The sequence below is a fragment of the Haemophilus sp. THUN1692 genome (genome assembly GCF_059704395.1).
Map to the genome: position 1 here is coordinate 348334 of NZ_AP046579.1, position 12843 is coordinate 361176.

The 12843-nt window shown below is 46.7% G+C and carries 4 protein-coding genes; all 4 read right to left on the bottom strand.

What is annotated here, in order from left to right:
* Nucleotides 1-36: 36 nt before the first annotated feature.
* The 4 genes from AC6H0A_RS01610 to AC6H0A_RS01625 all read right to left on the bottom strand — a co-directional run bounded on the left by AC6H0A_RS01610 (nt 37) and on the right by AC6H0A_RS01625 (nt 12822).
* Nucleotides 37-11169, bottom strand: coding sequence for a hypothetical protein (locus tag AC6H0A_RS01610; protein ID WP_497512293.1), 11133 nt, complete (start codon nt 11167-11169; stop codon nt 37-39).
* A gap of 188 nt (nt 11170-11357) precedes the next feature.
* The gene (locus AC6H0A_RS01615; RefSeq protein ID WP_497512294.1) at nt 11358-11675 is read right to left on the bottom strand and encodes a c-type cytochrome; all 318 of its coding nucleotides are present in this window, start codon (nt 11673-11675) and stop codon (nt 11358-11360) included.
* A gap of 3 nt (nt 11676-11678) precedes the next feature.
* Nucleotides 11679-12161: a TlpA family protein disulfide reductase gene (locus tag AC6H0A_RS01620; RefSeq protein WP_005642427.1), complete on the bottom strand. Its 483-nt coding sequence runs from the start codon at nt 12159-12161 to the stop codon at nt 11679-11681.
* Nucleotides 12148-12822: an ABC transporter ATP-binding protein gene (locus AC6H0A_RS01625; protein WP_497512296.1), complete on the bottom strand. Its 675-nt coding sequence runs from the start codon at nt 12820-12822 to the stop codon at nt 12148-12150. The genes AC6H0A_RS01620 and AC6H0A_RS01625 overlap by 14 nt, the downstream gene beginning before the upstream one ends.
* Between the last annotated feature and the right edge of the window lie 21 nt (nt 12823-12843).

The following is a 12843-nucleotide window of genomic DNA, read 5'->3' on the forward strand; positions in this document are numbered from 1 at the left end:
TCAGTTAATCAACTAATTTAGATTTACTATTTAGTATTACCATTGGTAACCAATACCAGCACCGAATGTGTAATCACGTTGTGTACTTGCACCTGCAGTCATCTTAATAATAACTCGGTTGCTATCACTTGCTCTTGAGTAACCGACAGCTACGGCACTTTGACCTTTGTAGTTACCTACGCCAAGTGCAACCATGTTAGCTCCAGGGATGGTTACTTGTGGAATGTTTGCAACTGCCACTGCACTTGCAACACCACTACGGAGTTTCTTATCAAATTTACCAAGTTTATTATTGATACGGTTTTCTACCGCATTGACTTGACCAACATTAGCCGCATCGGTTGGATTCACACCTGCAGCGACATTCGTGATTCGACGTTCATTACCTTGTGAACCGATAGACACTGTATTTGCCTCAGCAGCTACAGAGCCAGTACCAATTGCTACAGCATTTTCAGCGGTTGCTTTCGCACCTTGACCAATTGCTGTTGCACCTTTTGCAGTCGCTTCAGATCCTTGACCCACTGCAGTTGTATTTTCCGCAGTTGCTTTAGCTGATCCACCAATTGCAGTTGCATTTGAACCGCCTGCGTAGGTTGATCCACTTCCGATCTTCGTATTTTGACCATCAATTTCTAAACCTGAACGATTAATAGTTTCTTTCACTGCTTCTGCTTTAGAGTCAGCTACTGCTGCTGCAGTTGACGCTACAGTTGCTTTGCTGTCTGCAGTAGATGCCGCAGTTGAAGCCACAGTTGCTTTAGAGTCAGCTACTGCTGCTGCAGTTGACGCTACAGTTGCTTTGCTGTCTGCAGTAGATGCCGCAGTTGAAGCCACAGTTGCTTTAGAGTCAGCTACTGCTGCTGCAGTTGACGCTACAGTTGCTTTGCTGTCTGCAGTAGATGCCGCAGTTGAAGCCACAGTTGCTTTAGAGTCAGCTACTGCTGCTGCAGTTGACGCTACAGTTGCTTTGCTGTCTGCAGTAGATGCCGCAGTTGAAGCCACAGTTGCTTTAGAGTCAGCTACTGCTGCTGCAGTTGACGCTACAGTTGCTTTGCTGTCTGCAGTAGATGCCGCAGTTGAAGCCACAGTTGCTTTAGAGTCAGCTACTGCTGCTGCAGTTGACGCTACAGTTGCTTTGCTGTCTGCAGTAGATGCCGCAGTTGAAGCCACAGTTGCTTTAGAGTCAGCTACTGCTGCTGCAGTTGACGCTACAGTTGCTTTGCTGTCTGCAGTAGATGCCGCAGTTGAAGCCACAGTTGCTTTAGAGTCAGCTACTGCTGCTGCAGTTGACGCTACAGTTGCTTTGCTGTCTGCAGTAGATGCCGCAGTTGAAGCCACAGTTGCTTTAGAGTCAGCTACTGCTGCTGCAGTTGACGCTACAGTTGCTTTGCTGTCTGCAGTAGATGCCGCAGTTGAAGCCACAGTTGCTTTAGAGTCAGCTACTGCTGCTGCAGTTGACGCTACAGTTGCTTTGCTGTCTGCAGTAGATGCCGCAGTTGAAGCCACAGTTGCTTTAGAGTCAGCTACTGCTGCTGCAGTTGACGCTACAGTTGCTTTGCTGTCTGCAGTAGATGCCGCAGTTGAAGCCACAGTTGCTTTAGAGTCAGCTACTGCTGCTGCAGTTGACGCTACAGTTGCTTTGCTGTCTGCAGTAGATGCCGCAGTTGAAGCCACAGTTGCTTTAGAGTCAGCTACTGCTGCTGCAGTTGACGCTACAGTTGCTTTGCTGTCTGCAGTAGATGCCGCAGTTGAAGCCACAGTTGCTTTAGAGTCAGCTACTGCTGCTGCAGTTGACGCTACAGTTGCTTTGCTGTCTGCAGTAGATGCCGCAGTTGAAGCCACAGTTGCTTTAGAGTCAGCTACTGCTGCTGCAGTTGACGCTACAGTTGCTTTGCTGTCTGCAGTAGATGCCGCAGTTGAAGCCACAGTTGCTTTAGAGTCAGCTACTGCTGCTGCAGTTGACGCTACAGTTGCTTTGCTGTCTGCAGTAGATGCCGCAGTTGAAGCCACAGTTGCTTTAGAGTCAGCTACTGCTGCTGCAGTTGACGCTACAGTTGCTTTGCTGTCTGCAGTAGATGCCGCAGTTGAAGCCACAGTTGCTTTAGAGTCAGCTACTGCTGCTGCAGTTGACGCTACAGTTGCTTTGCTGTCTGCAGTAGATGCCGCAGTTGAAGCCACAGTTGCTTTAGAGTCAGCTACTGCTGCTGCAGTTGACGCTACAGTTGCTTTGCTGTCTGCAGTAGATGCCGCAGTTGAAGCCACAGTTGCTTTAGAGTCAGCTACTGCTGCTGCAGTTGACGCTACAGTTGCTTTGCTGTCTGCAGTAGATGCCGCAGTTGAAGCCACAGTTGCTTTAGAGTCAGCTACTGCTGCTGCAGTTGACGCTACAGTTGCTTTGCTGTCTGCAGTAGATGCCGCAGTTGAAGCCACAGTTGCTTTAGAGTCAGCTACTGCTGCTGCAGTTGACGCTACAGTTGCTTTGCTGTCTGCAGTAGATGCCGCAGTTGAAGCCACAGTTGCTTTAGAGTCAGCTACTGCTGCTGCAGTTGACGCTACAGTTGCTTTGCTGTCTGCAGTAGATGCCGCAGTTGAAGCCACAGTTGCTTTAGAGTCAGCTACTGCTGCTGCAGTTGACGCTACAGTTGCTTTGCTGTCTGCAGTAGATGCCGCAGTTGAAGCCACAGTTGCTTTAGAGTCAGCTACTGCTGCTGCAGTTGACGCTACAGTTGCTTTGCTGTCTGCAGTAGATGCCGCAGTTGAAGCCACAGTTGCTTTAGAGTCAGCTACTGCTGCTGCAGTTGACGCTACAGTTGCTTTGCTGTCTGCAGTAGATGCCGCAGTTGAAGCCACAGTTGCTTTAGAGTCAGCTACTGCTGCTGCAGTTGACGCTACAGTTGCTTTGCTGTCTGCAGTAGATGCCGCAGTTGAAGCCACAGTTGCTTTAGAGTCAGCTACTGCTGCTGCAGTTGACGCTACAGTTGCTTTGCTGTCTGCAGTAGATGCCGCAGTTGAAGCCACAGTTGCTTTAGAGTCAGCTACTGCTGCTGCAGTTGACGCTACAGTTGCTTTGCTGTCTGCAGTAGATGCCGCAGTTGAAGCCACAGTTGCTTTAGAGTCAGCTACTGCTGCTGCAGTTGACGCTACAGTTGCTTTGCTGTCTGCAGTAGATGCCGCAGTTGAAGCCACAGTTGCTTTAGAGTCAGCTACTGCTGCTGCAGTTGACGCTACAGTTGCTTTGCTGTCTGCAGTAGATGCCGCAGTTGAAGCCACAGTTGCTTTAGAGTCAGCTACTGCTGCTGCAGTTGACGCTACAGTTGCTTTGCTGTCTGCAGTAGATGCCGCAGTTGAAGCCACAGTTGCTTTAGAGTCAGCTACTGCTGCTGCAGTTGACGCTACAGTTGCTTTGCTGTCTGCAGTAGATGCCGCAGTTGAAGCCACAGTTGCTTTAGAGTCAGCTACTGCTGCTGCAGTTGACGCTACAGTTGCTTTGCTGTCTGCAGTAGATGCCGCAGTTGAAGCCACAGTTGCTTTAGAGTCAGCTACTGCTGCTGCAGTTGACGCTACAGTTGCTTTGCTGTCTGCAGTAGATGCCGCAGTTGAAGCCACAGTTGCTTTAGAGTCAGCTACTGCTGCTGCAGTTGACGCTACAGTTGCTTTGCTGTCTGCAGTAGATGCCGCAGTTGAAGCCACAGTTGCTTTAGAGTCAGCTACTGCTGCTGCAGTTGACGCTACAGTTGCTTTGCTGTCTGCAGTAGATGCCGCAGTTGAAGCCACAGTTGCTTTAGAGTCAGCTACTGCTGCTGCAGTTGACGCTACAGTTGCTTTGCTGTCTGCAGTAGATGCCGCAGTTGAAGCCACAGTTGCTTTAGAGTCAGCTACTGCTGCTGCAGTTGACGCTACAGTTGCTTTGCTGTCTGCAGTAGATGCCGCAGTTGAAGCCACAGTTGCTTTAGAGTCAGCTACTGCTGCTGCAGTTGACGCTACAGTTGCTTTGCTGTCTGCAGTAGATGCCGCAGTTGAAGCCACAGTTGCTTTAGAGTCAGCTACTGCTGCTGCAGTTGACGCTACAGTTGCTTTGCTGTCTGCAGTAGATGCCGCAGTTGAAGCCACAGTTGCTTTAGAGTCAGCTACTGCTGCTGCAGTTGACGCTACAGTTGCTTTGCTGTCTGCAGTAGATGCCGCAGTTGAAGCCACAGTTGCTTTAGAGTCAGCTACTGCTGCTGCAGTTGACGCTACAGTTGCTTTGCTGTCTGCAGTAGATGCCGCAGTTGAAGCCACAGTTGCTTTAGAGTCAGCTACTGCTGCTGCAGTTGACGCTACAGTTGCTTTGCTGTCTGCAGTAGATGCCGCAGTTGAAGCCACAGTTGCTTTAGAGTCAGCTACTGCTGCTGCAGTTGACGCTACAGTTGCTTTGCTGTCTGCAGTAGATGCCGCAGTTGAAGCCACAGTTGCTTTAGAGTCAGCTACTGCTGCTGCAGTTGACGCTACAGTTGCTTTGCTGTCTGCAGTAGATGCCGCAGTTGAAGCCACAGTTGCTTTAGAGTCAGCTACTGCTGCTGCAGTTGACGCTACAGTTGCTTTGCTGTCTGCAGTAGATGCCGCAGTTGAAGCCACAGTTGCTTTAGAGTCAGCTACTGCTGCTGCAGTTGACGCTACAGTTGCTTTGCTGTCTGCAGTAGATGCCGCAGTTGAAGCCACAGTTGCTTTAGAGTCAGCTACTGCTGCTGCAGTTGACGCTACAGTTGCTTTGCTGTCTGCAGTAGATGCCGCAGTTGAAGCCACAGTTGCTTTAGAGTCAGCTACTGCTGCTGCAGTTGACGCTACAGTTGCTTTGCTGTCTGCAGTAGATGCCGCAGTTGAAGCCACAGTTGCTTTAGAGTCAGCTACTGCTGCTGCAGTTGACGCTACAGTTGCTTTGCTGTCTGCAGTAGATGCCGCAGTTGAAGCCACAGTTGCTTTAGAGTCAGCTACTGCTGCTGCAGTTGACGCTACAGTTGCTTTGCTGTCTGCAGTAGATGCCGCAGTTGAAGCCACAGTTGCTTTAGAGTCAGCTACTGCTGCTGCAGTTGACGCTACAGTTGCTTTGCTGTCTGCAGTAGATGCCGCAGTTGAAGCCACAGTTGCTTTAGAGTCAGCTACTGCTGCTGCAGTTGACGCTACAGTTGCTTTGCTGTCTGCAGTAGATGCCGCAGTTGAAGCCACAGTTGCTTTAGAGTCAGCTACTGCTGCTGCAGTTGACGCTACAGTTGCTTTGCTGTCTGCAGTAGATGCCGCAGTTGAAGCCACAGTTGCTTTAGAGTCAGCTACTGCTGCTGCAGTTGACGCTACAGTTGCTTTGCTGTCTGCAGTAGATGCCGCAGTTGAAGCCACAGTTGCTTTAGAGTCAGCTACTGCTGCTGCAGTTGACGCTACAGTTGCTTTGCTGTCTGCAGTAGATGCCGCAGTTGAAGCCACAGTTGCTTTAGAGTCAGCTACTGCTGCTGCAGTTGACGCTACAGTTGCTTTGCTGTCTGCAGTAGATGCCGCAGTTGAAGCCACAGTTGCTTTAGAGTCAGCTACTGCTGCTGCAGTTGACGCTACAGTTGCTTTGCTGTCTGCAGTAGATGCCGCAGTTGAAGCCACAGTTGCTTTAGAGTCAGCTACTGCTGCTGCAGTTGACGCTACAGTTGCTTTGCTGTCTGCAGTAGATGCCGCAGTTGAAGCCACAGTTGCTTTAGAGTCAGCTACTGCTGCTGCAGTTGACGCTACAGTTGCTTTGCTGTCTGCAGTAGATGCCGCAGTTGAAGCCACAGTTGCTTTAGAGTCAGCTACTGCTGCTGCAGTTGACGCTACAGTTGCTTTGCTGTCTGCAGTAGATGCCGCAGTTGAAGCCACAGTTGCTTTAGAGTCAGCTACTGCTGCTGCAGTTGACGCTACAGTTGCTTTGCTGTCTGCAGTAGATGCCGCAGTTGAAGCCACAGTTGCTTTAGAGTCAGCTACTGCTGCTGCAGTTGACGCTACAGTTGCTTTGCTGTCTGCAGTAGATGCCGCAGTTGAAGCCACAGTTGCTTTAGAGTCAGCTACTGCTGCTGCAGTTGACGCTACAGTTGCTTTGCTGTCTGCAGTAGATGCCGCAGTTGAAGCCACAGTTGCTTTAGAGTCAGCTACTGCTGCTGCAGTTGACGCTACAGTTGCTTTGCTGTCTGCAGTAGATGCCGCAGTTGAAGCCACAGTTGCTTTAGAGTCAGCTACTGCTGCTGCAGTTGACGCTACAGTTGCTTTGCTGTCTGCAGTAGATGCCGCAGTTGAAGCCACAGTTGCTTTAGAGTCAGCTACTGCTGCTGCAGTTGACGCTACAGTTGCTTTGCTGTCTGCAGTAGATGCCGCAGTTGAAGCCACAGTTGCTTTAGAGTCAGCTACTGCTGCTGCAGTTGACGCTACAGTTGCTTTGCTGTCTGCAGTAGATGCCGCAGTTGAAGCCACAGTTGCTTTAGAGTCAGCTACTGCTGCTGCAGTTGACGCTACAGTTGCTTTGCTGTCTGCAGTAGATGCCGCAGTTGAAGCCACAGTTGCTTTAGAGTCAGCTACTGCTGCTGCAGTTGACGCTACAGTTGCTTTGCTGTCTGCAGTAGATGCCGCAGTTGAAGCCACAGTTGCTTTAGAGTCAGCTACTGCTGCTGCAGTTGACGCTACAGTTGCTTTGCTGTCTGCAGTAGATGCCGCAGTTGAAGCCACAGTTGCTTTAGAGTCAGCTACTGCTGCTGCAGTTGACGCTACAGTTGCTTTGCTGTCTGCAGTAGATGCCGCAGTTGAAGCCACAGTTGCTTTAGAGTCAGCTACTGCTGCTGCAGTTGACGCTACAGTTGCTTTGCTGTCTGCAGTAGATGCCGCAGTTGAAGCCACAGTTGCTTTAGAGTCAGCTACTGCTGCTGCAGTTGACGCTACAGTTGCTTTGCTGTCTGCAGTAGATGCCGCAGTTGAAGCCACAGTTGCTTTAGAGTCAGCTACTGCTGCTGCAGTTGACGCTACAGTTGCTTTGCTGTCTGCAGTAGATGCCGCAGTTGAAGCCACAGTTGCTTTAGAGTCAGCTACTGCTGCTGCAGTTGACGCTACAGTTGCTTTGCTGTCTGCAGTAGATGCCGCAGTTGAAGCCACAGTTGCTTTAGAGTCAGCTACTGCTGCTGCAGTTGACGCTACAGTTGCTTTGCTGTCTGCAGTAGATGCCGCAGTTGAAGCCACAGTTGCTTTAGAGTCAGCTACTGCTGCTGCAGTTGACGCTACAGTTGCTTTGCTGTCTGCAGTAGATGCCGCAGTTGAAGCCACAGTTGCTTTAGAGTCAGCTACTGCTGCTGCAGTTGACGCTACAGTTGCTTTGCTGTCTGCAGTAGATGCCGCAGTTGAAGCCACAGTTGCTTTAGAGTCAGCTACTGCTGCTGCAGTTGACGCTACAGTTGCTTTGCTGTCTGCAGTAGATGCCGCAGTTGAAGCCACAGTTGCTTTAGAGTCAGCTACTGCTGCTGCAGTTGACGCTACAGTTGCTTTGCTGTCTGCAGTAGATGCCGCAGTTGAAGCCACAGTTGCTTTAGAGTCAGCTACTGCTGCTGCAGTTGACGCTACAGTTGCTTTGCTGTCTGCAGTAGATGCCGCAGTTGAAGCCACAGTTGCTTTAGAGTCAGCTACTGCTGCTGCAGTTGACGCTACAGTTGCTTTGCTGTCTGCAGTAGATGCCGCAGTTGAAGCCACAGTTGCTTTAGAGTCAGCTACTGCTGCTGCAGTTTTGGCATCTGTAGCTAATGTATTTAATGCAGTTGCAACATGATAAAGTTGTGAGCCATTGATCGCATCGGTAGATGTCGCTGATACATCGCCAGCACCCACGTTTTGGATTTGACGTTTAATTCTGGTTTTATCATTTCTACCAACAGAAACAACCCCATTTTTTGTTGCTTTTTGGAAACTATCTGAAACTTTTGTATTACCAATAGTAAGTTCTGAAATAGGATTAACTTCAGCAGTTAAGGATGAGTCACCAATCGCCACATCGCCTTCAGCTGTATTCGCTGTTGCGCCACGACCTAATGCTAATGATTTGTCTTTACCTGCGTTAGCTACAGCACCGATAGCAGTTGCTTGCTCACCTGCAGCTAAAGCACCTCGACCAACTGAGGTTGAATTAACACCATTGGCTTGAGAGCCTCCACCAACTGAAACAGCCCAGTTAGCCGTTGCTTTAGATTGGTAACCTAACGCAAGAGAAGATTCACCAGATGCAATAACATTATTACCAAATGCTGCGCTTGTGCTTCCCGTTGCTTTTGTATTTGAACCGACCGCAGTAGCCCAAGAGCCTGCCTCAATTTTATAACCTAGAGCAACAGAAGCTTCTCCAGTTGCATTGGTATATGAACCGACAGCTGTCGCATTATTGGCTACAGCCGTAATATTATAACCAACAGCAATTGTTGCTGAATTTTTAGTTAATGTGTTTTGACCAATTGAGATTGAGCTTGCACCTGATGCATTTGCATTTTTACCGATCGCCGTTGCGGATGTAGAGGTTACAATAGACCCCAAACCAATTGCAACAGAATCGGTTGAATCTTTGGTTACTTGTGCGTTACGTCCGATAACGGTTGAATTATTGGCTCTATTGATAGCATTTTGGCCAATAGATACGGTTCCTGAAGCTGTGCTTGAAGCCTCATCACCAATTGCGATAGAACTTGTACCCGAAGCAGTTGCATTAGGACCTAACGCAATAGAATTCTCACCTGTTGCATTCGCTGTCTCATTTAAGGCAGCACGGTTACCTGTTTTACTTGAGTTTACGTGTAAGTAACTATTATTAACCGCCGCTGCTGCGCCATCAGCTGCTGTTTTCGCTTTATTTGCTGTGGTTTGTGCTGCATCAGCTTTAGAAGCAGCTGTTGAAGCTGCAGTTGATGCTGCACCTGCTTTCTCATCAGCTGCTACTGCTGCAGTTTTAGCATCTGTAGCTAATGTATTTAATGCGGTTGCAACATGGTAAAGTTGTGAGCCGTTGATCGCATCCGTTGAGATTGCAGATACATCACCTGCGCCTACATTTTGGATCTGACGTTTAACGGTTGTACTACCTACAGAAACAACGCCTTGATTGCCTTTTGCTTTCACGAAGCTGTCAGACACTTTCGTTGTGCCAATAGTGAAATCAGTAATATTATTAGCTGTGGCAGTAACAGATGAAGCACCTAGTGCAATATCACCACTTGCAGCATTAGCGGTTGCGTTATTACCTAGTGCTAATGAGCTATCTTTTCCTGCTGTTGATGATTTACCAACTGCTACTGCATTTACTTCAGTTGCATTCGCATTGTTACCCACTGCAACAGCAAAGTTTTTCAATGCTCTAGCATCTGGCCCTGCAGCCACAGTCCAGTCTCCAGTTGATTGTGATCTATAACCTAAAGCTGTACCGGCTATACCTGTTGCATTCGCCTCTTGCCCTAAAGCAACAGTACTATTATTTTTAGAGTTTGCTGATTTACCCATTGCAATAGCACTTGAGCCACTTGCTATCGCATTTAAACCTACAGCAACAGAGTCAGTTCCGTTTGCAACGGAATTGCGACCAATTGCTGTTGCATTGTTATGGGCTGCATTTGCATTTTGGCCAACAGCGAGAGCACCTTGGCTTCCTGCCGCTTTTGATTCATCACCAATTGCGATTCCACTTTCAGAAGAAGCCTTTGCATTCGGACCAACTGCCACAGAGTTTGACCCAGTTGCACCTGTCGCTGTCTTGCCTTTATTACCAGTTTTGTTTGAGTTTACATGGAAGTACTCTGAGCTACTTTCTCCAATTTTTGTGGACAATGCATATAGCTGCGCACCGTTCACCGCATCGGTTGATGTTGCTGACACATCACCTGTGGCAACATTTTTGATTTGGCGTTTAACCGAATCACTACCTACTGAAACGACGCCTTTACCAGCAGTTTGTTTAACTGATGTCGCATAACTAGCTGTTAGGTTAGTTCCAGACACTGTCCAACCAGATAAATTACTGTTGGTGTTTGCGGTTGTCGCAGAACCCGCACCAAGTACCACATCGCCTTGTTTTGCCGCTCTAGAACCACTACCAAGAGAAACAGAATCTTCTGCAGAAACAGTGATGTTATGACCTACCGCAACAGATTTTTTACCGTTTAAGGTGATATGCTGACCAACTGCTGTTGCGTTTTCAGCATTGCCTGTCATATTGATGTTTGAACCCACACCCACAGAATAGTGTGCAACATCATCATTTGAAGTCAAGTTAGTACCCAAAAGAACGCCTTCTTTCGCGCCTTTTGAAGTAATATCTTGACCAACATAAACCCCTTTTTTATTGTCAGCTGTGGCTACATTAGCAATCTTTCCGCCTTCTAGGTTAATTCCTCGACCAAAGAAGACGTGGTTACCGTATCCTTTAATATTATCACCAACTGCAAAACCAGAGTCTTGAGTTAAAAAACCACCACCGTCAGCATGACGAGCTCGAACGGAAGCATTATGACCGATTATAGAACCACCAATTTCGGAATATACATTATTACCAATAGCAATCGGTGAGGCATTGGCTTCTAGATTATTACCGATATAAAGCCCACTCTCAGTTGGGTTTTGAGCATAAATATTATTACCAAGGACTGTTAGATATTTATTAGTTTTCCCACCGGTAATTCGGTTATAGATACCAACAACAGTTGATACATTACCTGTATTCAACTGATTTCGGTCACCAAATACAGTAAATGCCAAACCACTAGTAATATTGTTATCTCGCCCCATCACAGTCGCAGAAGCTGGATTACCTTCTGCTCGCGAATTTTTTGGCGCAAGATTGTTGTTACGTCCTACAACAATTGGAAAATCTTTAGCAGAAATACGTTCTCCATATTTGTTTCCTGCCCCCCAAGCTGTCGACCAACCCTCAGTGTAGTTATCTGTAAAAGAGGCAGCACCTGCAGGTAAAGAAATAGCACTTAACCCTAGAGCAAGGGATATTGCCCTAAATAATGTGGATTTCTTAAAATCAACCGCACTCGTTACTTCGGCTCGCTTATCCGTGCTTACTGTTGCTTTCCCTTGCGATTTTGCTAATTCAGAAACGACTTCCAATCGTTGGGTCGTTTTATTCCAAATTATCTTAAAAATTTTGTTCATTGATTAGTTTCCTAAAAAATAACTGGTAAAAATAGCAATACATTAGTACTACTATTGCTCATATCTGAATTTCATAAAGAAATCAAAAATCTTTTACTCCTTTTTAAAGGAGTGGTGTATGGTATTTTGCCATAAAAATGATGATAAATACACAGTCTTTTTGTAAAAATGGAAGAAATTGAAAGGTTTTATTTTTTTAGGATTGGCACAAACTCAGACAGCATTTTTATATCTTTTTCACTCAATCTGCTTTTTACCATGTTGCCTGCACCTTGTATTTTTCCGCTTTTACGATCGGAAAGTGCGGTGTAAATTTCCTCTGAATTTAGCGTATTGATAATTCTGGATTGTCCCAATGCTGATTTTTCAGCGGATTTCCCATGGCAAGTCGCACAGGTTCGTTTATAAAAATTTTCAGCTTGTTCCGCATTCATATCAGCCAATACAAGTTGGCTGGCAGTAAGTAAACTTAAAGAGAATAGAGTAGCTTTGTAAATTCGTTTCATTGGTTATCCTTTGAATAATTTGTTTAGATCCGATTCGGGTATTTTTCCTTCATATTTAGCTTGAATGTTTCCTTCAGGGCTAATGACAAATGAAGTTGGCGTGCCGATAAGTTGATAACGTTCAGCTGTAATTTTCATTTGATCTTTAATTACAGGCAAATGGAGTTCACGTTTAGCCACGACGGCTTTGGTGTCCATTTTATCGCTATCCACATTAATCGCAATCAGTGAAACTTTGCCAGGATTCTCTTCTGCGAGTTTTTCAAATTCTTTTAACTCTGCGATGCAACGTCCGCAAGTTTCTGACCAAAAAATAAGTAATCGTGTGCCTTTCCAATTCTCAAGGTTTGCAGGATTACCTTGAAGATCATAGGCAGCAATATCAGGTGCTTTTTGCCCTACTGAGGCAACTTCATCTTTACAAGAAACAGCGCCAAAAATAACCGCACTTATGGCAACTAATTTCAATAGTTTATTTGTTCGCATGATTTTCGTCCTTTACAAATTTTCCGTGATGTAAATAAATAACACGATCGGTGAGTTTACCTAACTCTGGATTATGCGTCACCATTACAATAGTGCGCCCTTGTTGATTAAGTTTTGTGAGCAAATCTAAAACTAAAGATTCATTTTGCTCATCTAAATTTCCCGTTGGTTCATCGGCAAAGATAACGGGCGGTTGATTCACTAATGCACGCGCAATGCAAACACGTTGTTGCTCACCGCCTGAAAGTTGGCTAGGGCGATGATCAATGCGATGGCCTAAGCCTACTTGTTCCAATACCGCTTTGGCAGATGCTTCATCAATCACGCTGTGATAATGTTGTGCCAGCATCACGTTTTCAAGAGCAGTCAAATAAGGGATTAAATGGAATTGTTGAAACACTAAGCCAATTTTTTCTGCGCGGAAACGTTGACGACCGACTTCATCTAATTGGGCCGCATCCACGCCATCTAAAATGACTTTTCCTTCGCTAGCGGTATCTAAGCCCGTTAAAATATTCATCAGCGTGGTTTTACCAGAGCCTGATGCCCCCATAATAGCAACAAATTCCCCTTGTTTGATTTGAATATTTATGTCTTCAAGGGCGGTAACTTGCCCAAAGCGTTTATATAAATGTTGGGTTTCTATTACAAAGTTAGTCATGGTTTTTCTCTTTTATTATCT

Bases quoted from the DNA above. Each gene is read 5' to 3' on its own strand.
- AC6H0A_RS01610 (WP_497512293.1), bottom strand. From the start codon at position 11,169: ATGAACAAAATTTTTAAGATAATTTGGAATAAAACGACCCAACGATTG.
- AC6H0A_RS01625 (WP_497512296.1), bottom strand. From the start codon at position 12,822: ATGACTAACTTTGTAATAGAAACCCAACATTTATATAAACGCTTTGGG.
- AC6H0A_RS01615 (WP_497512294.1), bottom strand. From the start codon at position 11,675: ATGAAACGAATTTACAAAGCTACTCTATTCTCTTTAAGTTTACTTACT.
- AC6H0A_RS01620 (WP_005642427.1), bottom strand. From the start codon at position 12,161: ATGCGAACAAATAAACTATTGAAATTAGTTGCCATAAGTGCGGTTATT.